Source organism: Arthrobacter humicola, assembly GCF_022803015.1.
Lineage (GTDB): Bacteria > Actinomycetota > Actinomycetes > Actinomycetales > Micrococcaceae > Arthrobacter > Arthrobacter humicola_A.
Genome location: NZ_JAFKON010000001.1, coordinates 269,221 through 291,531, shown reverse-complemented (window position 1 = coordinate 291,531; position 22,311 = coordinate 269,221). Strand labels below are relative to the sequence as shown.

Genomic DNA, 22,311 nt, shown 5'->3' with positions numbered 1-22,311 from the left:
CTAGGGACTGTCCGCCGGGCAGCATCCCTGAGGCGGATCCCCACCGCTGCCGCACGGCCGGCTCTCCTTGCGCAGGAGAGGGTTCGGCCGTGCGGCATCCCGCTTCCGGCTCCCCTGGTCGCAGGCACCCGACACGAAGGACCAATCTTGGGCGGCGTTCTCACCGGCATACTGATCGTCGCCTCCGTCATCGCCGTCGGATATCTCTCGGCCCGGCTGCGGATCCTCGGACCGGAAGTCCAGGGCGCCCTGACCCGCACGGCGTATTACATCACCAACCCGGCACTGCTGTTCACGGTGGTGGCCGGCAGCGATATCCGGGCCGCGCTCGGAACTGATGCCCCGCTGGCGCTGCTTTCCGCGGCGGCCGTGGGGCTGCTCTATTCCCTGCTGAGTGTCCTGTTCTTCCGCCGGCCGGTGGCAGAGACAGCCGTCGGCGCGATGGCCAGCAGCTACGCGAACGCCAACAACATCGGGATCCCCGTCTCCCTCTACGCCGTGGGAACGGCCCAGCACGTGGCTCCCGTCCTGTTGGCACAGATACTCGTCCTGGCGCCGGTCTATTTGACCCTGCTGGGTGTCGCATCGGGGTCCAGGATCTCTTGGCGGAAAATGCTGCTGCAGCCCTTAGCCAACCCCACGATCATCGCCTCCGGCCTGGGCGCGGCGGTCGCACTGACCGGCTGGAGAGTTCCGGAACTGCTGCTGAAACCCGTCGACATGCTCGCCGGCGGCGCCGTCCCCATGGTGCTGCTGGCCTTCGGACTGTCCCTGGCCGGCAAGGCCCCGCTGCAAAAGGGCGACGGGCGCACTGAATCGCTCGTCGCCACCTTCCTGAAGATCGCAGGCATGCCCGTGATCGTCTGGGCGCTGGGCCGCTTCGTCTTCGGCCTCGAGGGGCAGCACCTGCTGGCCATCGTGATCATGGGCGCGCTGCCCACGGCCCAGAATGTCTTCCTCTTCGCCTCCCCGTACCAGCGCGGCGTGATCGTTGCCCGGGACGTCATCCTGTGCACCACCCTGCTCTGCGCCGGCTCTTTGCTGGTCATCGCCTGGCTGCTTGGCTGACTGAGGCGAAACACTCTCCCAGCACTTGTTATACAAGTAAGTAACTTGTAGCCTAAGTTGAGCGAGGCGGAGTTGCCTCGCAGGAACTTCAGGGAGAACCATGACCAGCGTTGATCTCATCCGCCATGTAAAGCTGTCCACGGCCAGGCTTCCACTCGCCGTTCCGATCAGTGACGCGAAAGTGTTCACCGGACGCCAGAAGCCGATGACCGAGGTCGTGTTCCTTTTCGCCGAAATCACCACCGAACAGGGCCACAGCGGAATCGGGTTCAGCTACTCCAAGCGCGCCGGCGGGCCGGCTCAGTACGCCCACGCCAAGGAAGTCGCCGAAGGCATCATCGGCGAGGACCCGAACGACATCGGCCGGCTCTACACCAAACTTCTCTGGGCCGGTGCGTCCGTGGGCCGCTCCGGAGTGGCCACCCAGGCGCTGGCCGCAATCGACATCGCGCTCTACGACCTCAAGGCCAAGCGCGCCGGCCTGCCGCTGGCCAAGTTCCTGGGCGCCTACCGTGACTCCGTGCAGACCTACAACACGTCAGGCGGCTTCCTCAACGCCTCCCTGGCCGAGGTCAAGGCCCGCGCCACCGTCCTGCTGGACGAAGGCATCGGCGGCATCAAGATCAAGGTCGGCCTTCCAGACACCGCCGAGGACCTGCGCCGCGTCGCCGGCATCCGCGAGCACATTGGCTGGGACGTCCCACTCATGGTGGACGCCAACCAGCAGTGGGACCGCGCCACCGCACTGCGGATGGGCCGCCGGCTGGAAGAATTCAACCTCGTCTGGATCGAGGAACCGCTTGACGCGTACGACTTCGAAGGCCACGCGGACCTCGCCCGCGCCCTGGACACCCCCATCGCCACGGGCGAGATGCTGGCCTCGGTCGCGGAGCACAAGGGCCTGATCAGCGCCAACGGCTGTGACATCATCCAGCCTGATGCCCCGCGCGTCGGCGGTATCACCCAATTCCTGCGCCTGGCCGCCCTGGCCGACGAGCGCGGACTCGGCCTCGCCCCGCACTTCGCCATGGAAATCCACCTCCACCTCGCCGCCGCCTACCCGCGCGAGCCCTGGGTGGAACACTTCGACTGGCTCGATCCGCTGTTCAACGAGCGCCTCGAAACCAAGAACGGCCGCATGCTGGTCCCGGACCGCCCCGGGCTGGGCATCTCCCTCAGCGAGCAGGCGCGCGCCTGGACCACAGAATCTGTGGAATTCGGCAAGTAACCTTGAAGCCATGAGCCGGAACCTGACCGCGGACCTCGCGAGCGATCTTCGACGCCGCATCGTCGACGGCGTCATTGCGCCGGGCGCGAAGCTGCCCAGCGAAAACACCTTGATCAGCGAATTCGGCGTCAGCCGGACCGTGGTCCGTTCGGCACTGACCCGGCTGCAGGCTGAGGGGCTCGTGGAAACCGAACGCGGGCGGGGCAGCTTCGCGCTGACCCCGCCGCCGGACGGCCCGCAGCAGGCGGCCGGCAGCCGCCCCGTGGCCAGCCTGGAAGACCGCCTGTGGCAGCTGGAGTTCCGCATCGCGGTGGAGTCCGAGGCTGCGGCCCTCGCCGCCCGGAACCACACAGACCGGCAGCTGAACGCTGTCCGGAAGGCTTTTGAAGACTTCGTGGACAGCGCGGCCCACCCGGGACACGCCATGAAGGCTGACTACGAGTTCCACCGGGCCATTGCCGCAGCCTCCGGAAACCCCTTTTACTCCGACTGCCTCGCATCCCTGGGGCCGACCATGATCGCGATGCCCCGCGGCCGGCTCGTGGGCAGCGGCGAGCCTGATGCGCGCGGGCATTTCGACCAAGTGGTGCAGGAACACGAATCAATCGTCGCCGCCATCGCGGAGGGCGACGGACCGTCGTCGTCAGCGGCGATGCGGAGCCATCTGGCAAATTCCCGACGGCGGCTGCGCGCCGCCGCTCCCGGCCACGGCTGACCCCAGGGCCCGGACATCGGGCGGGGACTTCCAGTCCCTCAAGGTATCCATCGATGCAATTAATGTGTTGGACGGGCATTACCGCCGCCGAATAAAGTGAAGAATCGCTGTGGCAAGGGCCACAATAAACTGCCCGCCCCGGCCGACCAGCTTCGCCAATTCAAAGGAAATCTCCATGCAGTCTGTCGACAACGCTGTCACGGACGTGGCCTTGGCCACGAAAAAGTTCTTCAAGCGGGTGCTGCCCATCATGCTCGTCATGTTGGTCTGCAACCAGCTCAACCGGTCCAACATCGGCTATGCCCAGGAGCATCTGCACGCGGATGTCGGCATCGGCGCCGCCGCCTACGGGTTCGGGGCCGGGCTGTTCTTCATCGCATACGCAATCTTCGAACTGCCCAGCAACGTGATGATGGAGAGGTACGGCGCCAAGGTCTGGCTGGCCAGGATCATGATCAGCTGGGGCATCGTCTCTTTTCTGATGGTGTTCGTGCAGAACGAGACCATGTTCTATGCCCTGCGGTTCCTCCTCGGCGCCGCAGAAGCCGGCTTCTTCCCCGCCGTCATCTTCTACTTCGCCCGCTGGGTGCCGGCCGGGCAACGGGGCAAAGCAACAGCGATCTTCATCGCCGGTTCCTCGGTCGCCGCGGCGCTCTCCGGCCCGATCGCCGGAATGCTGCTCAGCCTCAACGACGTCCTGGGATACCGCGGCTGGCAGTGGCTGTTCGGCTTCGAGGGGTTGCTTTCCGTGGTTGTCGGCATTGCGGTGTTCTTTGTCCTTGACGCCAAGATAGCGGACGCAACATGGCTGACAGCGGGCGAGAAGTTTGCCCTCACCGGGGCGATTGCGGACGAGGACGCCCAGCACGCCCCCGCCTCAGGCGGGAATCCCAGCGGGAAGATCAACCGCTGGAAGATGCTCCTGAACCCCCAGATCCTCCTCCTTTGCGGCATCTATTTCTCCGTGCAGCTCTCCATCTACGCCAACACGTTCTGGCTGCCCAGCATCGTCAAGCAGATCCCGGGGACCACGGACCTGAGCGTCGGATTCCTCTCCGCCATCCCCTGGGTCTGCGCCGTGATTGCCATGTACTTCGCCGCCAAGTGGCAGGACAAGGCCAAGTCCAAGCGGCCCCTCCTCGTCGCTGCGCTCCTGGTCGCCGCCGTCGGCACGCTCGCAGCCGCCGTCGCCTCCCCGGTCCTGGCCCTCGTGTTCCTGGCCATCGCCGCCATGGGATTCAAGAGCGCGTCACCGTTGTTCTGGACCATCCCCCAGTCAGGCCTGCACCCCCTCATCCTCGCGCCGGCCATTGCCATCATCAACTCCCTGGGCAACCTCGGTGGCTTCGTGGCGCCGTTTGGTTTCGGCATCATCAAGGAGCAGACCGGCAGCGTCATCCCGGGGCTCTTCGCCCTCGCAGCGGCATCGACAATCGCCGCCGGCCTTGTCTACTTCCTCAAGGAGCGCAAGTCCGAGGCCGCGGCAGGGCACGTGGCTGCACCCGAGGAGGCGCCGGCGTTCGCCGTGGCCGCCAAGTAGACGGGCACGGAAAGGACAGGCAGGCGCCCGACGGGCGCCTGCCTTTTCCATCGCCCATGCCGCGCTCAGTGGCTCTTGCGTGCGTCCTGCAGGTGCCGGTCGAGCTTTTCTTCGGCTTCGCGGCGCCGCTGACCGATGATGCGCAGCTGCTGCGTGATCGGATTTCCGTAGCCATCAACGTCGCGGTGATGCGTGCCCTTCAGGCGCTCGGGGCCGGAGGGCAAGCTCACCCGCGGTTCAGTATTTTCGCCCATACCGGGATGATCCCACACTGCCCGCCGGCTGAAAAGGACGGCTATTGCGCCGAAGAACCGGCCGGCACGCCGGGTTCATTCCGGCCTCGTGTCCCGATGCAGGTCCGTGTCGAGGGCATGGGCGCTGGCCAACCTGGCCAGCAGGATACCCAGCTGCGCAGACTGTTCGCTGGTGAGCGGGGCCAGGAGTTCGGCCTCGTGCCGTTCGGCGATTCCGCGCAGTGCCCCGAGAACCTTCGTGCCCTCGGCCGTCAGCCGGAGCTCGTAGTTCCGCCGGTCGGCGCTGCTGCGCACGCGGGCCACCAGCCCTCGCGTTTCCAGCGAGTCGATGAGGGGAACCACGCGGCTCGGCACCGCCCCCAGGCGGTCGGCCAGGGACCGCTGGCTCAGTCCGGGGCTGCGGCCGAGCAGGCGGAGGACACCCGCGTCGCTTGGGGTCAGGCCGAGTTCGCGCGTGCGCTCGGCGAAGCGTGCCGATGCCAGCGCCCCGAGCTGGGACAGCAGGAAAGCGGTTCGTTTCGGCCGCGGCGGATCCGGTGAGTCCATGCCCCAATATTACGCCATTGACAGAATCATTCAACAGGTGAATCATTTTAGTTGTGACGTAATTATCGGAAAGAAGCCATCATGACTGACCTGTCCTCCCACCACACTGCTCCCTCGACCCGATCCGGCGGCCCCAACCCGGGCATCCTGGCGGCCGTGAGTCTGGGACTCACGATCGCGGCCCTGCTCAGCAGCGCGATCCTCACCAACGGGCAGGCCTACGTCTCGCCCTTCTCCCCCGCCGGCCAGGTCGCGGCATATTTTCACGGGAACACCGACGCCGTGCGGCTCGCCAGCCTGTTCCAATTCGGCTCAGCGGTCCCGCTCGGCATCTTTGCGGCCACCGTTTACGCCCGGCAGCTCCGGCTTGGCGTGCGCGTCCCCGGGCCCGCAATCGGCTTCTTTGGCGGCATTGCCGCCTCGGTGTTCCTCATGCTCTCGGCCGCCGTGGGGTGGGTCCTGAGCCGCCCGGAAATCACCACCGATGTGCCATTGACCCATGCATTGTCGTTTCTCGCATTCATCACGGGCGGCGTCGCCTATGTGGTCGGCTTGGGACTCCTCATCGCCGGAATCGCCGTCCCCGCCCTCATCCTGCGCTTCGTGCCGCGCTGGCTGGCCTGGGCCGGCCTGGTCATCGCCGCCCTGTCCGAACTGAGTTTCCTCTCCATGGTGATCGAGCCGCTCCAGTTCCTGCTGCCCGTCGGGCGGTTCGGCGGCCTGCTCTGGCTTGTTGCCGTCGGATTCCTGTTGCCGCGGAGCCGGGCTGCCGCGAATCGACGCGAACCCTGAGCCTGTCGAGCTGGCCGCCCGGTCTAGGCTCCCTCCCCGGAAAGGCCTCCGAGCACGCCCGCGTCCGCGCGGCCATAGCGCACGCGCTCGATGGGACGATGATGCAGCAGGGGTTGACGGGCGGCTGAACGGCGCCCGGGCGACCGTCCGGCGCCTGATGTCGAGGGCTGTGCGGGCGTTTCCGCCGCCCCTTCAACCGGCCACGATCCCGAGAGCCCTGCATACCTTCCTGGAGCCAGCGGGGCGGAAAACCGTGAAGACACTTTACAACGGGAAAGACCGGTCTGTCTCGGATCGGGGACAGATTTGAATGCGGCGCCAGGCCCTGTGGCAATTCCTAATCGCGGCTCTGGATGACTTCCTTCAGCCATGCGATTGCGTCGGTCCTGGATGTAAAGAACTCGTGCGGGTACTTGGTCTCCCGGCTCGTGGCGGAAGCGATCACCCTGTCGACTGTGCTGGATCCGAGGACCGCGATGGCCACCACGCCCCTGCTCTGTGCGAATTGGTATCTGGCCGCCGCGCTGAACACCATGTCGGTCATCTCGGAGAGCATTGGCATCGGCGTCCCGCCACTGATCCGGTCCACGGCAAGCATGGCGTCCCTGGCATCTTCGGCGTCCACAAAGGAACCCGGGCGCCAGACGCTCTCGAGTATCCCAGCATCGACGCTGAGCGAGTTCTTCCCGTCGGCGGCGTCGATTGGTCCCTGCATCATGCCGTTGATCCTAGGCCCGAACTGCGGCGGCGCCCGGCACCGCGCCCATGGTGTGGCCGGCAATGCCGCACGGCGTGGATTCTGGCCCCGCCTGCGGAACAACCGCGGGGTGCCGTACGTTGCACTTAGCCTAGTAAAGACTCGAGAAAGAGAACAAGCCACGTGGCAACCGATTACGACGAAGTCCGCTCGGACGTTAAGGAAACCCAGGAAAACTCCCTGGAAGCACTCCAGTCCGCCAACGCACCGGACGCCCGCAGCGTCGTCCAGGAACTGGACGAGGCCGACGGGCTGGACGGGGCCGGAGTCCCCGGCGGCGAGTTCATCGCCGAAGAGCTGATTGTCCAGGTCATCCCGCAGGCCGACGACGAGTTCACCTGCAGTTCCTGTTTCCTGGTCCGGCACCGTTCCCAGATCGCCCGGCAGTCCGGCACCGATATCTACTGCACGGACTGCGAGGGCTAAAAGCGGGAAGGCCCAAAGCCAGGTCTATGGTCCTACTCGAATCGGGTGGCCGGGATAGCGGTGCTGGAACGGACCAGTCCGAAGGCAGCTGTCACTGCGGCCAGTGCGAGCAGGATGCTGAAGGACAGGGCGGCGTAGTATACGGGGCCGGGCCAGGTGATGGTCCGGCCCCCGCCAAATGAGATAACCATCAGCCAGGCCACGACGAATCCGAGCCCGGCTGACAGCAGAAGCACTGCCACAAGGGGAACCGCGGCCTCTCTTGCGATGACCCCGCGAACAACTTCAACGGGCATGCCCATCAGCCGCATCAGGCCCAGCACGCGTTTTCGGTCCAGCATCGCGGCAGCCGTGGACACGGCCAGCGAAATGCCGGCGATGACGACGGCGACGAAGGTGCCGTCCAGGGCAAGGATGCCGGCCAGGCAGTGCAGCAGGGTGGACTTACCCGACCCCGACGGGCCCATGACCGCGAGTACCTCACCGGCGTGAACGTCGACGTCGATACCGCGCAGCGCCTCGGTCTGTCCGAACGCGTGGCGGACACCGCGGGCGCTGAGGATGGGTGCAGTGGTGTCGATCGTGCCCATGCGCTCTGGAGCTCCTTTTTGAGTTGGGTCAGCCGGGCACTGGTCAGCTCGATCCAGCGCAGGTCAGCCTCGATGTGGAAGAGGCCGTAGTCGCACATCAGCACCTGCAGCACACTCAGTGCATAGTCCGAGTCCAGCGCATCGGCAGGCTTCCGTGGGCCTGACGGCCTCAACTTGGACAGGTATAAAGGTTTTCCCAAGTTGCGGTGGGGATCATGGGCGACATTCCACAACTGCATTGGGGGCGCGGTCATGACTTCTCAGACCGAGGCGGTTTCCGTTCGGGACGACGGTTCTGCTGTTTCACCCAAATGGACATCCCGAGACCTGGATGGAGGAAATGGGTGATGAGGCAGCACTTCAGAGGGCTCCTGCGATGGACAGCGGTCATCCTCGTCCTGGCGGTGGCCGGCGTCGGCGCAATCAGCGGGGCCGCGCAGGCCGCGCCCAGCCACGACAACCCCCATTACACGGCGGGCGCTCCCGGCAGCGGGGACGCGTATTTCCCGTTCGCCGGCAACGGCGGCTATGACGTCCTGCACTACGACCTCGCCCTCCGCTATACGCCACCGACCAATCCCGCGGTGCTCGCAGGCCGCCTCAGCGGGGTCGCGACTGTCACCGTCCGTGCGAAGCAGAACCTGGAGTCGCTCAACTTCGACCTGCGCGGCCTCGGCGTCACGTCGGTCCAGGTCGACGGCAAGGCAGCCAAGTGGTCCCAGGTGCAGAACGACGCGGACCGGATCTGGGAACTCACGGTCGGGCTGCGGCCGAAGCTGAAGGCCGGACAGACGACGTCGATCGTGATCGAGTACGGCGGAACCACCGGCCGGCCGCTCGACACCACCGGAGCGCTCTACGGTTGGGTCACCACCGCTGACGGCGCGATGGTCGTCAACGAGCCCGAGGGCGCGGCGACCTGGTATCCCGTGAATGACGACCCTGAAGACAAGGCGACCTATACGTTCCGCATTACGGTGCCGGCGGGGAAGACGGCCGTGGCGAACGGCCTGCCCGTCGGCCGGCCGGCGACGAAGACGGGATGGACCACATGGACGTGGAAGGCCTCGGACCCGATGGCCAGCTATCTGTCGACGGCGAACGTCGGCGACTTTGCCCTGTCGTACGACGTCGGTCCGCACGGGCTGCCCATCATCAATGCGATCGACGCGGACGTGACGGGAGCGGCACTGGCCGAGACGAAGGCGTCGCTTGCGTTGCAGCCGCAGATGATCGCATTCCTTGACGGCCAGTTCGGGCGGTACCCATTCGAGGCCTTCGGCGCAATTGTCGACGACGACACGGTCGACTATGCGCTGGAGACGCAGACGCGGCCGGTCTACTCGGAGGTTGCGGACGAATACACGGTGGTGCACGAACTCGGGCACCAGTGGTTCGGCGACGCGGTGAGCCCGTCCGACTGGCAGGACATCTGGCTGAACGAGGGCTGGGCGACGTACATCGAGTGGCTGTGGGCCGAGCACCAAGGCGCGGCCACGATGCCGGAACAGTTCGGAGACGCGGTGGCATACCTCGACGCGAACAACCGCTGGGCGCTCAACATCGCAGACCCGGGCCGTGACAACTTGTTCGCGGGCCAGGTCTACCTCCGCGGGGCGGCTGCCCTCTACGCGCTGCGCGCGAAGATCGGCGACGCGGCATTCCTCAGCGGCACCCGGACGTGGTTGAGCCGCTACAACGACTCGACGGCGACGACGGAAGACTTCGAAGCCGTGATGGAAAACGCGTCCGGCCAGCAGCTCGGCGCGTTCTTTGACGACTGGCTGCGCAAAGGCGACCGCCCGGGGATGCCACAGCCAGCAGCAGCGAAAACTCAAGTGATCCCAGGACCGGCCCCCACGCATTCCCACCTCGCGCCGAGGAGCACCCTCCGGTAGTGGTGAGGAACTTCCGGCTTGGCGCGACACCCGCGCCAGGCGGCATCCGCCCTACCTCCGCGACGCCCTAACGGCCATCGCCGATCCCCCGCCGCGCCTCACGGGCTCGGCGGCTGCGACCATGCCGCCGTCAGGCAGGAACTCGATGGCGGTCGCGGCGCCGATCTCCGCTGCCGAGGTGAACGCATCCCCAGACGGGGTGAACTGATGGCCAAACGGTGCCAGCTGGCTGCCGTACTTGGCGATGAACTCCGGTTCGGCCGTGACCTTGGCCGTATTCCGTTGCGAGGCACGCGGTGCAGCGATCGCCCCGGAGATGGTCATGCCAAGGTCCACCCGGTTCAGGATGGTCTGCAGGACGGTTGTGATGATGGTCGATCCGCCGGGCGAGCCGAGGGCGAGGAACGGCTTGCCCTCCTTGAGGATGATGGTCGGCGACATGGACGAGCGCGGGCGCTTCCCCGGCTCGATCCGGTTCGGGTCGGCCGGGTCGTAGACGGTCGAGAAGTCGGTCAGCTCGTTGTTGAGCAGGAAGCCGCGGCCGGGGACCACCATGCCGGACCCTCCGGTCTGCTCGATCGTGAGCGTGTAGTCGACCACGTTCCCCCACTTGTCCGCGACGGTCAGGTTGGTCGTCGAGATGTTTTCGGTGTCCTTCTCGTCGGCGGGCGCGACGGCCGCGGCCGGGCACGCGCCGTCGTATGCGGACACGTTCCCCGGCGCAACCGGCTTCGCTGCCGCGTGCAGCGGATCAATCTGGCAGGCGCGCTCCTTGCCGAACACCGGGTCCGTGAGCGCGGCGGTGGGAACGCTCACGAACGCGGGGTCCCCCACGTACTTGCCACGGTCCGCGAAGGCAAGCGCGCTGGCCTCGAGGTAGTGGTGCAGGGCGCCCGGCGTGGACATCCCGGACAGGTTGGACGGCTCCAGGATGTTCAGCGCCTCGCCCACCGTGGTGCCGCCGCTGCTGGAGGGCGCCATGCCGTAGACGTCCAGGTCGCGGTAGTCCACGTGCGTGGGCGCCTGATCCAGGGCGCGGTATGCGGCGAGATCCGCCGTCGTCAGGTGGCCTGCCGGAACGGGCAGCTTTGTGTTGGAAGTCTTGGGCGGAGCCTGCACCGTGGCCGCGATCTCGGCCGCAAGCGGCCCGCCGTAGAAGCCGTCCGTGCCCTTTTTCGCGAGGAGCCGGTATGTCTCGGCGAGGTCGTGGTTCTGGAAGACACTGCCGACGGCGGGGGCGTCACCGCCCGGGAGGTAGAGGCTGCTGGTCGAGGGAAACGCCTCGAACCGGGCTTTGTTGTCGAGGGTCTGCTGGCGGAACGTCTTATCGACCACGAATCCACGGGTGGCCACCTTGATGGCAGGCTTGAGGGCATCGCCGAGGCTCAACGTGCCCCACCGGTCCAGGGCACGCGCCCAGGTAGCCGGGGTGCCGGGGACGCCAACGGAGACGCCGCTTGTGACGAGCTCGGGCGTGAAATTGAAGGGCTTGCCGGTCGCTGGGTCGATGAACGCGTCGTGCGGCATTCTGGCCGGTGCGGTCTCGCGGCCGTCGATCGTGCCCACCTTGCCGGTCTTCGCGTCGTAGAACACGAAGTAGCCTCCGCCGCCAATCCCGGCACTGTACGGCTCAGTCACGCCAAGGGTCGCGGCTGCGGCGACGGCGGCATCCGCTGCGTTGCCGCCCTTGCGGAGGACCTCGATCGCCGCTGCGGATGCCTCCGGATCCACGGTGCTCACCGCTCCGCCGTAGCCGGTGGCGGTTGACGTCTTTGCGGTCTCCCGCGGATCGGCGTGCGCAGGGGCGGCGACGGCGCCACCCGTCACGCTCAATGCCAGGGCCGCCGTGACAGCCACCAGCCCCCGTGTCATATATGCCATGATCGCTCCCGAGTCCGTGTTACGCGTATTGACGGTTCTTGTCACGCTACTACGCAGACGTGCGACACTCAACACTCGCGCCGATGGCATTGGATGCTCTTCCGGCAGCTGTCAGAAGTGGACTGTCGGGTGCTCGGTCACTTCAGTTTCATCAAAAATTGTCGGTGGCTCCTGAGATGATCTGAGTGTGGAGAGCAGGACAGTGTTGAGTGCGGAGAGCGGGGCGACCGTGGAAGCCGTCGCGGCGTCGGTTGCCGCTCTTGCCGCCTTGGCCGGATCGGCCGCTAGCGACGCCAATCCTGCGGTCGTCGATTCTTCGCCGGACGCGGATCCGCTGCGGCGGCTGGCGGACGGTTGCCTGGACGGGCTCGCCGAGGTCGCCCGGCTGGAGGCCCGGACCGCGGCGCTGAGGGTGCGGCTGACCGCCGACTACGCGCAGGCAACCAGGTTCCTGGCGCCGCCGGCGCCGTCCCCGCGGGACCGCGCCGCCCAAGCGATGGCACTGGTGGCCGAGGTCGCCTGTGTCCTGACCGTCAGCGAACGCGCCGCCGGGGCGCTGCTGTCCGAATCCCGGGCCCTGACGACGGCGCTGCCGCTGACCCTGGCCGCCCTGCAGGCCGGCACGATCTCCTGGCAGCACGCCCGGACCATCGTGGACGAAACCAGCAGCCTGGATGCGGCCGGTACGGCCGGGCTCGAGGCGCACTTCCTGGACCCCGAAGCGCCCAACCCTGCCCGCGGCTGCCTCGCGGGGGACCTCGTTCCGTCCCGGTTCCGGGCCAAGGCCCGCGCCTGGCGCGAACGCCACCACCCCGCCAGCATCGAGGAACGCCACACCAGGAGCGTCGCGGACCGGCGGATCGAGTACACCCCGGACCGGGACGGCATGGCCTGGCTCTCCGCCCACCTCCCGGCCGACACCGCCGCCGGGATCTGGGACCGGACCACCGCCGCCGCCCGCGCCCTCCAGGGCCCGCACGAGGCCCGGACCCTCGCCCAGCTCCGCGCCGACATCACCGCCACCTGGCTCCTCAGCAACGGCACGCCCGGCGGCGGAACAAACGGCGGAACGGCCGACCGCGGCACCACCGGCGGACAGTCAGACGGCGGCACGGGGGCGGGTGCAGGTGGGCTTGTTCCGGTCCCGCGTGCGCAGGTCCTGGTCACCGTCCCGGTCCTGTCCCTGCTCGGCGCCACCGACGAACCGGCCGTCCTGGACGGGTACGGTCCGATCCCACCGTCGATGGCCCGCCGCCTGATCGCCGACGGCGCCGGTTCCTTCTCCCGGGTCCTGACCGACCCGCGGGACGGTGCCCCGCTGGAAATCGGCCGGACCAACTACCGGCTGACGACGGCCCAGCGCCACTGGCTCCGGCTCCGCGACGGCCGGTGCCCGTTCCCCGGCTGCGGCAACCACTCCCTGGACAACGAGGCAGACCACCTCCTGGCCTGGGCCGACGGCGGCACCACCGGCATCTCGAACCTCGGCCAGCCCTGCCCGAAACACCACCGGCTTAAACACGCCTCCGCCTGGACACCGGACCGGGCCAGCAGGGACCACCCGCCGGGCTGGACCTCCCCGTCCGGACGCTACTATCCCAGCGAACACCAGGACTGGGAACCACCCCACTGGCCCGAGGACTGGCTGCCCCACATCCAGGCCACGGACACACGCCCGGAACCCGACCCCGACACAGGCCCCGATCAAGGCCAGCCCGCGGATCCGGACGCAGGCCTGCCCCCGGACCCGTTCCCGGACTGGCACCAATTCACCGCCGGGCACCCATTCACGGCCGGACACCAATTTCCCGACGCAGTGCCGGAATACCGCCTGCTTCAACCCACATGAAAAGCCAACCGTCAATGTCCGGGCCATCAGCCTGCCGTCTGTAGGCCCTGTCCGCCACACCCGCGCAGGACTACGATTTTGCCTGTTGACCAATTGCCGTGACCAGCACAGGCGGGGGCAAATGCAGAGTGAGGAAAACGCTGTGACGGTAACGACGATGGTGAGTGGACCGCACTGGCGGCGTGTAGTGGCAGCCCTCGCTAACACGGACGCTCGGACCGCCTACGCGCAAATAGTGCTCGGCGCCGAGCTCCCCGACGTGCTTGCTGACCTGAATGACCACCGGCGAAACCGGGCTATCGCTGCCCTCCTTGAGTCAGGACTCGTGGAACGCAATGCCGCCAGTGACCTTGAGGCACCCGAGGCGATCTTCCGCGACCTCCTCAGGCAGCAACCCCGGCGGCAGCCGCAGACCGGATTGGCCCGCTTCATGCGCTTGGGGAGGATCGAGAGGTATCCAGCCAACATGACGGAACGGCGGGAGCTCCTGGCGTGGATCGTCAGCGAAACTATAGAGCCGGGCGAACACCTAACGGAAAAGCAGGTTAATGAACGACTGCTCAGTTATAGCGATGACGTCGTAATGCTGCGCCGCTACATGATCGACTTCGGACTCTTGGAACGGACGGCCTCGGGTTCCTCATACTCCCGGCAGGCATAACGCGGGCTCCAGGCCGGCATTAGGTGGGCTTTGAACTCGACGCTCTTTTAGCGCCCAAACCTGCCCGAGAGCCAACATTGGCACCCACGGGATGCAGCGGTTTCTTGTTCCACCGCGAGGCGAGCAGGATTCTCAGCGGTCAGCCCGCGCCCTGCCCCTCGCGGGCCACTTCTTCCAGAATCCTGGCTGTCGGCGCTGCCGTCATTAGCTGCCCGATCACCTCAGGTTTGTCCCACACCTGGCTGCGCAACTTTTCCAGAAAGCCGGTCGCGGCGTCCCTGGTGTCGAAATCAAGGAGCACGGCCACACTGTTCTGGTCCTCTGTGTCCCGGAACAAGCGGACTGCCCGGGCGCCGGAGGCGGCTCGGCCTGCGGGATCGGTGTCGAAGACCTTCTTAAAGGCCTCGTAGTCCCGGACCGGATAGCTAATCTGCAGGGTGAACATCGTCGTTCCTTTCCCTCGGGCTATGTCAGGACCACGATAGGCCGTCCAGCGTCATCCCGGTAGGGCCGGAGAGCGGGTTTGATCCGGTGCTTACGACCCGGTCGGTGACATTAGGCATCACAGTCGCTACGTTGAAGACCGGACACTAGTGCCCTGGGTTCGGGCGCCGAAAGAAGGACTGAGTGGACAGTGATGCTGGTACGTGGTTTCTGAGCCGCGCTGAGCGGGGAAATTTGGCCACAGACGTACACGCGGGCGGTGCCGGATCGCCGCCGTGGTCGGAGGGCAATCTCGTGCGGCCCCTGGTTCATGGTGCGACCTACTTCGCCCGGCTGCATGAGGAGTTGACGGCGCTCCAGGCGGGAGACCGCGTGTGGTTCACCGACTGGCGTGGCGACGCCGACGAGCGGCTGCTGGCGGACGGACCGTCGATCGGCGAGGTGCTCGCGGGCTTGGCCGGTGAGGGAGTGGAAGTGCGGGGGCTTGTCTGGAGATCCCATGGAGAGCGCGTATCGGCCCCGATCAGCGGCCGTTCCAATGAGCTCCTAAGCCGTCAGGTCAACGACGCCGGCGGAGAGGTGCTGCTGGATCAGCGTGTACGCGTGTTCGGCTCCCATCATCAGAAGCTCTTCGTCATTCGCCGTCGTCACAATCCGTCGCTGGATGTCGCGTTCGTTGGCGGGATCGACCTTTCCCACAGCCGTCGGGACGACGCCGACCACGCGGGAGACCCGCAAGCGGTGAGCATGGATTCCCGGTACGGTAAACGACCGCCATGGCACGATGCCGCCCTCGAACTGCGCGGCCCCGTGGTGGCAGATGTGCTGGCAGTGTTCGCTGAACGGTGGAATGACCCCCATCCCTTGGACCGTCACACCCCCTACCGGATGCTGCTGCAACGACTGGCCCGTATGCCCAGGCACCCCGAACCGCTCCCGGCCACTGCTCCGCCGCCACCACCGGCGGGTCCTCATTCCGTGCAGCTGCTGCGCACTTACGGCGTTAGGCGTCCCCCGTTTCCGTTCGCGCCTGTTGGGGAGCGCAGCATTGCCCGCGCCTACACGAAAGCTTTCGCCCACGCCCGCTCGCTGATCTACGTCGAGGACCAGTACCTGTGGTCGAAAGAGGTCGCAGCCGGAATCGCGGAGGCCCTCGACCGGAATCCCGACCTGAAGGTGATCGCCGTCGTACCCCGTTACCCCGACGCTGACGGGCCTCTCGCAGGGCCGGCGGCCCGGATCGGGCAACTGCATGCCATCAGCATGCTGCGTAGGGTTGCGCCCAACAGGGTCGGCGTGTTCGACCTGGAGAACCGCGCGGGAACTCCGATCTATGTCCACGCCAAGATCTGCATCATCGACGACACCTGGTTCACCTGCGGCTCAGACAACTTCAACCGCCGGTCCTGGACCAACGACAGCGAGCTCACCTGCGCCGTACTCGACACGACTGTCGACAACCGGGAGGCGTCCGGCACAGACAACAGCCGCGACACTTTCCGGCCTTTGGCCCACGAGCTCCGGCTCCAACTCTGGGCCGAACACCTGGGCCTGGAGCAGAACGATCCCCAGCTCGTCGACCCGGCGGCCGGGCTCAAACTTTGGAACACCACCGCGGACGCTCTCGACCGCTGGCATGAAGCCGGCCGCCGTTCCACCCGCCCCGCCGGACACGCGCGCCACCACACTCCAGAGCCGGTGTCGGCCCGCCAACGCCTCTGGGCAGATCCGATGAGCCGTCTTCTCATGGACCCAGACGGCCGCCCGCGCCGACTGCGCGGCACTACCCAGTTCTAGGCAAGACGCTGACGGCCGCGAACCAGCAGAACGCCTGAACGGCTCCGGGGACTGTAGCCCCGCCACGCCGCTGAAACGACGGCGAGTACCACGCCCCGGCGAAAGCCTTCCTCGACGTCGTGACTTCTGTACTCAACGGATATAACCTGACCGGCGACGATCCGGTCCAAATTGAACCGCGTTCACCGCCTCATCGATGTGCAGAGCTTGAAGTTTTCAATCTTAAGGAGGAGCTGCCGATGTCCCCGCTGAGCAAGGCTGCGCCAGACGTACTCCAACGCTACTACCGGATCCTGGCCGCCGGCATAGAAGCGTTCGACCCCGACGGCGAGCTGCGCACTTTGCTCGTCGACGACCTCGAATTTGAAGGTCCGATCGCAGGGAAGCGCACAGGGGCCGCCGGATTCTGCCAAGGCGTAAAAGGCTTCATCGCCACAGTGTCGGACCTCGAGATCATCCAAGAGGTCCACGGCGCAGATGGCTCCGCGATACTCTACGACGCCCGCATGCCGGCCGGGCTTGTCCGACTCGCAGAGTTCTTCCGCTTCGACAACGGCAAGATCTCGACACTCCGGATCCACTACGATCCCGCCGACTACGTGCGACAAGGCGGCCGCTGATCTTCCTCCCCGCCCGAGGCAGACGCCGCCGGCGTCGCGGAATGATTCAGTCTAAATCCGTCCGCGACGTCCCGACAGACCCTCGATAATTGCCCCGATGCGATGGAACAGCGCCGCCGGGGAACCACCCGGCGGACAACCACCTCGGAACTGTCACCATGCCTGCCCTCTTGCTCTCCCCGGCCGCTGCGCGTATGAGAGAAGCATGGGTTCGCGACGAGATGTGCTCCGCGGTCGCGTGGCAGTCGTGACTGGCTCGACGCGCGGCCTGGGGTTGGCCATGGCCCGGTTGCTGGGGCATCACGGTGCGACGGTGGTGCTGGCGTCCAGGTCGGACGCCGACGTCGAGGCCGCCGTCGAGCGGCTGCACGCGGAAGGGATCGCGGCATCCGGGCGTCAGTGCGACACCGGTGAACTGGCCGACGTCGAGGCCCTGCGCGACGAGGCCCTTAGCCGCGGGACGCTCGGCATCTGGGTCAACAACGCCGGAGCTTCCGGTGTCTTCGGGCCGACGGCGTCCACGCCGGTCGACGACTTCACCCGGGTGGTGCGCACGAACATCCTCGGCACGTTCCACGGGTCGAGGGTGGCGTTGCCCGTGTTCCTCGACCAGGGCCGCGGCGATCTCGTAAACGTCTACGGCCGAGGCGACCAGGGGCCGGTGGCGCTGCAGAACGCGTATGCGTCGAGCAAGCGCTGGGTCCGCCAGTTCACCGAGTCGTTGCGGCTGGAGACCAAGGGCACCGGCGTCCGGGTGCATGGCATGAACCCTGGCCTGGTGATGACGGACATGCTGGGGCACGTCACGTCCCAGCCCGGGTACGAGCATCGGCTGGGCGGCTTGCAGGTCGTCGTCGGACTGTGGGGGCAGACCCCTGACGACGCCGCTCGCCCTCTCCTGGACCTCGTAACGTCGGACGCCGCCGAGTTCCGGTATCTGACCAAGACGACCATGGTGACCCGCGGGGTGCGCAACGCCCTGGCCGGACGCCTCCGTCGAGCCAAGCGCATGCCCCTGAACGTCACCGTCCTGGACGCGAACCATAAGGGCTGACGGGTCCGCGTAAAAAGCGGTTGCGCAGCCCTTCCCCTTCGCTAGACTGTCCGTCCGCCTATGGGAAGACTCAGTAGGTGTAAAAACCCTCGCCCGTCTCGACGCCGAGTTTGCCCTGGTCGATGTAGTTGTCCTTGAGGTACCGAGCGAAGACCTGGGATCCGGGCTCTGGCGATGAGGCGGCAATGTTGTAGGCGGTTCCCAGCCCGACGACGTCGTAGATCTGGAACGGACCGCTCGGCGCTCCGGTGGCAATGCGCCACGTCTTGTCGATCGTTTCCGGGCTGGCGACGCCTTGCAGCAGCAGGCCGGCGGCCGCGTTCAGGAGCGGGACCAGCAGGGAGTTCAGCACGTAGCCGGCCTTCTCCTTCCTGATCTCGATCGGCTCCAGCCCGCTGTTTCGCGCGAAGTCGACGACGGCGTCGAAGACTGCGGGATCGGTTTCGGCGGTGCCCATCACCTCGGCGATGTTCTGCGCCCAGATGTTGTTGGCGTAATGGATGGCGAGGAAGCGGTCGGGGCGGCCGGTGGAATCTTTAAGATCACTGGGCAGCAAAGTTGATGAGTTCGTGGCGAAGATGGTCTTGGCGGGGGCCAGATCTGCGAGCGTGCGGTAGACGTCCCGCTTCACCTCGAGCAGCTCAGGAACGGCCTCGATCACGAGGTCTGCATCGGCGACGGCGTCCCCGAGGTTGGCGGTGAGGCGGAGGTTTTCAAGAGCTGCCTCGGCTTTGCTCTCTCCGGCACCGCCGACGTTGGCCGCCCGGTAGATGCCGACAAGCCGGGCGAAGCGCGCCCGGGCCTTCTCCAGGGCGTCGCCGTCGACGTCGTAGGCGGTGACAGCGAATCCGTGGAAGGCGGCCTGATAGGCGATCTGGGAACCGAGCACTCCGGTGCCGAGCACGGTCAGGGTCTTGATCTGGCGGGGCATGCGGGTTCTTCCTTTCCACCCGGCGCTAGGAACGGCCGGGGTTGACGGACCCGTAGATACTGCGGATCCAGATGGTGGATAACACGTCCAGGGCATGGGACTCCGCGATCGCGGGAATCTCCCGGTTGAGGACGGCGGTGATCACCCGCTCGTTCATGAGATTGAGGCTCACGGCCAGGTCATGGGCGTCGATGCCGTCCGGCGCAGCCCCTCGGGCTTGCTCGGACGCGATGACATCGCTCGAGAAATCGACCCAGGACTGCATCGATTTGGACCAGAGGGCGCGCACCTCGTCGTTGCGGGCCCGCGCTGCAATCGCCGCGGTGGCGACGCCGCGATGGGCCACGAACACCTCAACGAACATGCCAATGGAGCGCGTCCAGGCTCCCGCGGGGTCACTTTCGAAATTTCGCGGCAACTCGCTGACCCGGTGTTCCACCTCGGAGATCACCCGGTCCAGAAGGGCCAGCAGCATCTCATCCTTGGACGAGAAGTAGAAGTAGAAGGTGGGGCGCGAGATGCCGGCGCCGCGGGCCAGCTCCTCGATCGAAACGTCGTCGAAGGACCGCTCGCCAAGGAGCGCCTCGGCGGTGGTGAGGATCGCGTCCTGGCGTTCATCCCCCGAGACCCGTGCTGTACGTCTTCCACGTGGAGCCATGCGCCCATCCTAACGCGAGGTATCAACACGGTGTTGACTCTCTCGACTTTAAGTCGATAGCGTGGCGTGATGAGCGCGCACGTGGATGTGTTGATTGTCGGAGCCGGGCTGAGCGGCATAGGTTTCGCGAGCCGGCTGAAACGCGAAACACCAGGGAAGACGTTCGCGATCCTGGAGTCCCGGGGCACGGTGGGCGGCACCTGGGATCTCTTCCGATACCCGGGCGTCCGCTCCGACAGCGACATGTACACCCTCGGCTATTCCTTCCGGCCCTGGGCCGGTGCCAAGGCGATTGCCGACGGCGATGCGATCCGCGACTACATCGAGGCGACCATTGCGGACGAGGGCCTGTCCCCGCAGATCCGGCTGAACACCCGGGTGGTCTCTGCCGACTGGTCCAGCGACACCGCGCTGTGGACGGTGACGGCCGTCCGCACATCCGAGGGCGAATACCGGCACGGCGACCCGGGACCCGGCACCGCCGAGGCGGTCACGTACACATGCTCTTTCCTGTCTGTGTGCTCGGGCTATTACCGCTATGACGAGGGGTTTACCCCTGCCATTGACGGCGCCGACACCTTCACCGGATCGATCGTCCACCCGCAGCACTGGCCGGCCGACCTCGATTACGAGGGCAAGCAGGTGGTGATCATCGGCAGCGGGGCCACCGCGGTGACACTTGTGCCGTCCATGGCAAAGGCGGCCGCGAAGGTGACGATGCTGCAGCGCTCCCCCACGTACATCGCCCCCGTGCCGTCCCGCGACCACCTGGCCGACCGCCTCCGGGGCAAGCTGCCCGCGCAACTGGCGTACGACGTCGTCCGGGTCAAGAACATTCTCTTTTCGATGTTCACGTACCAGCTCAGCCGACGGCGGCCGGAGACCATGAAAGCGATCCTGCGCAAATCTGCGGTCGCCAAGCTGCCGCAGGGCTTTGCGGTTGACACGCACCTGGCGCCGTCGTATCAGCCGTGGGACCAGCGGGTCTGCGCGATCCCCAACGGGGACCTCTACCGCGCGATCAGCGCAGGCACTGCCGACATCGTCACCGACAGGATCTCCCGGATCACGCCGGACGGGATTGACCTGGTCTCGGGCGGGTCGATCCCGGCCGACGTCATCGTCACGGCGACGGGATTGAATCTGCTGGTGATTGGCGGGATGGCGCTCACCGTCGACGGCGATCCCGTGGACGTGGGCAAGACCCTGACCTACAAGGGCATGATGCTCGACGGCGTGCCCAACTTTGCGCTCACCATCGGGTACACCAACGCATCGTGGACCCTGAAGGCGGATCTGGTCGCAGGCTACGTCTGCCGGCTGCTGAAGCACCTTGACCGGCGGGGACTGCATTGGGTGGTGCCCGCGGCGCCTGCCGATGTCGCCAACGGTGAGCTGTCCACCCTGATTGACCTGAAGGCCGGCTACATTTTCCGCGGGGCCGATCAGCTGCCCCGGCAGGGTGCCGGTTCACCGTGGCGGCTGCACCAGAACTACTTCCGAGACTTCGCCCTCCTGAGGGCCGGCAGGTTGACCGACCGGGTCCGTTTCGGTCGGCGCGGACAACGGGTGCGGGTGTCCGGCGGGGCGCCATCTGTGCTCCGGGATCCCCTGGCGCTCCCGGGAACGGGATACGTCGACGTCGCAGGCACGCGGTTGCGCTACCGGAAGACCGGCAGCGGCGACCCCGTGCTGGTCCTGCACGGGATCGGCCAGAGCCTGGAGGACTGGAACGGGCAGCACGAGCGGCTCTCGGCACGACACGCCGTTTACAGCGTGGACCTGCCCGGATTTGCATACTCGGAACGGCCTTCCGGGCCGGCGACTTTGGCGAAGCTGGCCGACGTCTTGCCGGCTTTCCTCGACGCCGTCGGGGTGCACGAGCCGCTCCCCGTGATGGGAAACTCGCTGGGCGGGGCCGTCGCCATGAAACTGGCTGCCGAACACCCGGACCGTGTCTCGGCGCTGGTTCTTGCGAACAGTGCCGGGTTCGGCAAGGAGGTTGCACTGGTATTGCGCCTGCTCGCGGTCGGGCCGCTCGCGGCGTTGCTGCTGCGTCCGGATCCAGTGGCTTCGCGCCGCACCGTCCAGTCGATCTTCTACGACAAAGCACTGGTGACCGAAGCCCGCGTTGACCACGCATTCGCTTTGTCGCAGCGGGCGTCCCACCGCCAAACCCTCCTCGACATCGCTCGCGACCTCGGAACCATCTTTGGCGTCAGGGCAGGGTGGCGGAGAGCCCTCCTCTGGGCGTTGGCGCAGTCGGAGACTCCCACGCTCGTGGTCTGGGGCGACCACGACCACATCCTCCCGTTCAGCCACCTCGAGGCGGCAGTGGCAGCGCTGCCACACGCCGAGTCGCACACATTCTCGAAGACGGGGCACATGCCGCAGATCGAACGGCCCGACGAGTTCGCCGCGGTGGTGGAGGACTTCCTGTCACGGGTGCCGACAGGGAGACAGGCGGCGGCCATCTGAGGCGTGTGGGCGATCGGAAGGCATAAATAACTTGCCCTGGCTGTAATTACTGGCCGCGCCCCGGAAACTTTGCTTTCAAGCGGGACATTCGGCCCGCCGTTATAAGAATTGGGGGCTACACAAT

Annotated in this window: 21 protein-coding genes; 13 read left to right on the top strand and 8 right to left on the bottom strand. The window is 66.6% G+C overall.

Annotated features, from left to right (window positions below; translation table 11 throughout):
* Positions 1-147: 147 nt before the first annotated feature.
* The 4 genes from ARTB_RS01280 to ARTB_RS01265 all read left to right on the top strand — a co-directional run bounded on the left by ARTB_RS01280 (position 148) and on the right by ARTB_RS01265 (position 4,551).
* Entirely contained in the window at positions 148-1,068 is a 921-nt protein-coding gene (locus ARTB_RS01280) for an AEC family transporter (RefSeq protein WP_243177272.1), read from the top strand.
* Positions 1,069-1,168: 100 nt separating this feature from the next.
* Positions 1,169-2,296, top strand: coding sequence for an L-talarate/galactarate dehydratase (locus ARTB_RS01275; protein ID WP_028277905.1), 1,128 nt, complete (start codon positions 1,169-1,171; stop codon positions 2,294-2,296).
* A 10-nt stretch (positions 2,297-2,306) separates the two neighbouring features.
* Complete coding sequence (locus ARTB_RS01270) at positions 2,307-3,011, top strand: FadR/GntR family transcriptional regulator (RefSeq protein WP_243177271.1); 705 nt, start codon at positions 2,307-2,309, stop codon at positions 3,009-3,011.
* 175 nt (positions 3,012-3,186) lie between these two features.
* Positions 3,187-4,551: an MFS transporter gene (locus ARTB_RS01265; RefSeq protein ID WP_243177270.1), complete on the top strand. Its 1,365-nt coding sequence runs from the start codon at positions 3,187-3,189 to the stop codon at positions 4,549-4,551.
* 65 nt (positions 4,552-4,616) lie between these two features.
* Here the strand turns inward: ARTB_RS01265 and ARTB_RS01260 are convergent, their stop codons facing one another.
* Positions 4,617-4,805: a hypothetical protein gene (locus ARTB_RS01260; protein WP_043436522.1), complete on the bottom strand. Its 189-nt coding sequence runs from the start codon at positions 4,803-4,805 to the stop codon at positions 4,617-4,619.
* Between the two features lie 75 nt (positions 4,806-4,880).
* A complete protein-coding gene (locus ARTB_RS01255) occupies positions 4,881-5,351 on the bottom strand; it encodes a MarR family winged helix-turn-helix transcriptional regulator (protein WP_223916881.1) in 471 nt (156 codons plus the stop codon).
* Between the two features lie 81 nt (positions 5,352-5,432).
* Between ARTB_RS01255 and ARTB_RS01250 the strand changes: the two genes are divergently transcribed.
* Positions 5,433-6,143, top strand: coding sequence for a hypothetical protein (locus tag ARTB_RS01250; RefSeq protein ID WP_028277901.1), 711 nt, complete (start codon positions 5,433-5,435; stop codon positions 6,141-6,143).
* Positions 6,144-6,480: 337 nt separating this feature from the next.
* Here ARTB_RS01250 and ARTB_RS01245 read toward each other — a convergent pair whose 3' ends face one another.
* Entirely contained in the window at positions 6,481-6,861 is a 381-nt protein-coding gene (locus ARTB_RS01245) for a DUF7793 family protein (protein WP_243177269.1), read from the bottom strand.
* Between the two features lie 162 nt (positions 6,862-7,023).
* Here ARTB_RS01245 and ARTB_RS01240 point away from each other — a divergent pair, with 162 nt between their 5' ends.
* Positions 7,024-7,326 carry a DUF4193 domain-containing protein gene (locus ARTB_RS01240; protein WP_028277900.1) on the top strand — a complete coding sequence of 101 codons (303 nt, stop codon included), beginning with the start codon at positions 7,024-7,026 and terminating at the stop codon, positions 7,324-7,326.
* Positions 7,327-7,358: 32 nt separating this feature from the next.
* On the opposite strand, the gene ARTB_RS21710 is transcribed toward ARTB_RS01240, so the two are convergent.
* Positions 7,359-7,916, bottom strand: a complete 558-nt coding sequence (locus ARTB_RS21710) for an FtsX-like permease family protein (protein ID WP_308197204.1) — start codon at positions 7,914-7,916, stop codon at positions 7,359-7,361.
* 347 nt (positions 7,917-8,263) lie between these two features.
* On the opposite strand from ARTB_RS21710, the gene ARTB_RS01230 reads away from it, so the two are divergent.
* A complete protein-coding gene (locus ARTB_RS01230; RefSeq protein ID WP_243177268.1) occupies positions 8,264-9,814 on the top strand; it encodes a M1 family metallopeptidase in 1,551 nt (516 codons plus the stop codon).
* Between the two features lie 51 nt (positions 9,815-9,865).
* Here the strand turns inward: ARTB_RS01230 and ggt are convergent, their stop codons facing one another.
* Positions 9,866-11,695 carry a gamma-glutamyltransferase gene (gene ggt, locus ARTB_RS01225; RefSeq protein WP_243177267.1) on the bottom strand — a complete coding sequence of 610 codons (1,830 nt, stop codon included), beginning with the start codon at positions 11,693-11,695 and terminating at the stop codon, positions 9,866-9,868.
* Between the two features lie 187 nt (positions 11,696-11,882).
* On the opposite strand from ggt, the gene ARTB_RS01220 reads away from it, so the two are divergent.
* Both ARTB_RS01220 and ARTB_RS01215 read left to right on the top strand, forming a co-directional pair.
* A complete protein-coding gene (locus ARTB_RS01220) occupies positions 11,883-13,544 on the top strand; it encodes an HNH endonuclease signature motif containing protein (protein WP_243177266.1) in 1,662 nt (553 codons plus the stop codon).
* A gap of 142 nt (positions 13,545-13,686) precedes the next feature.
* Positions 13,687-14,205 carry a DUF2087 domain-containing protein gene (locus tag ARTB_RS01215; RefSeq protein WP_243177265.1) on the top strand — a complete coding sequence of 173 codons (519 nt, stop codon included), beginning with the start codon at positions 13,687-13,689 and terminating at the stop codon, positions 14,203-14,205.
* 139 nt (positions 14,206-14,344) lie between these two features.
* Here the strand turns inward: ARTB_RS01215 and ARTB_RS01210 are convergent, their stop codons facing one another.
* Positions 14,345-14,650, bottom strand: a complete 306-nt coding sequence (locus tag ARTB_RS01210; RefSeq protein WP_028277894.1) for a hypothetical protein — start codon at positions 14,648-14,650, stop codon at positions 14,345-14,347.
* Between the two features lie 233 nt (positions 14,651-14,883).
* On the opposite strand from ARTB_RS01210, the gene ARTB_RS01205 reads away from it, so the two are divergent.
* The 3 genes from ARTB_RS01205 (at position 14,884) to ARTB_RS01195 (ending at position 18,120) form a co-directional block, all read left to right on the top strand.
* A complete protein-coding gene (locus ARTB_RS01205) occupies positions 14,884-16,446 on the top strand; it encodes a phospholipase D family protein (protein WP_243177264.1) in 1,563 nt (520 codons plus the stop codon).
* Positions 16,447-16,685: 239 nt separating this feature from the next.
* The gene (locus tag ARTB_RS01200) at positions 16,686-17,066 is read left to right on the top strand and encodes a nuclear transport factor 2 family protein (protein WP_243177263.1); all 381 of its coding nucleotides are present in this window, start codon (positions 16,686-16,688) and stop codon (positions 17,064-17,066) included.
* Between the two features lie 247 nt (positions 17,067-17,313).
* Positions 17,314-18,120, top strand: a complete 807-nt coding sequence (locus ARTB_RS01195) for an SDR family NAD(P)-dependent oxidoreductase (protein ID WP_243177262.1) — start codon at positions 17,314-17,316, stop codon at positions 18,118-18,120.
* 70 nt (positions 18,121-18,190) lie between these two features.
* Here ARTB_RS01195 and ARTB_RS01190 read toward each other — a convergent pair whose 3' ends face one another.
* Positions 18,191-19,051, bottom strand: coding sequence for a 3-hydroxyacyl-CoA dehydrogenase (locus ARTB_RS01190; protein ID WP_243177261.1), 861 nt, complete (start codon positions 19,049-19,051; stop codon positions 18,191-18,193).
* 25 nt (positions 19,052-19,076) lie between these two features.
* Positions 19,077-19,709 (bottom strand): TetR/AcrR family transcriptional regulator, encoded by a 633-nt coding sequence (locus ARTB_RS01185; RefSeq protein WP_243177260.1) that lies wholly within the window; start codon positions 19,707-19,709, stop codon positions 19,077-19,079.
* Between the two features lie 69 nt (positions 19,710-19,778).
* Between ARTB_RS01185 and ARTB_RS01180 the strand changes: the two genes are divergently transcribed.
* Positions 19,779-22,187 carry an alpha/beta fold hydrolase gene (locus ARTB_RS01180; RefSeq protein ID WP_243177259.1) on the top strand — a complete coding sequence of 803 codons (2,409 nt, stop codon included), beginning with the start codon at positions 19,779-19,781 and terminating at the stop codon, positions 22,185-22,187.
* Positions 22,188-22,311: the final 124 nt, after the last annotated feature.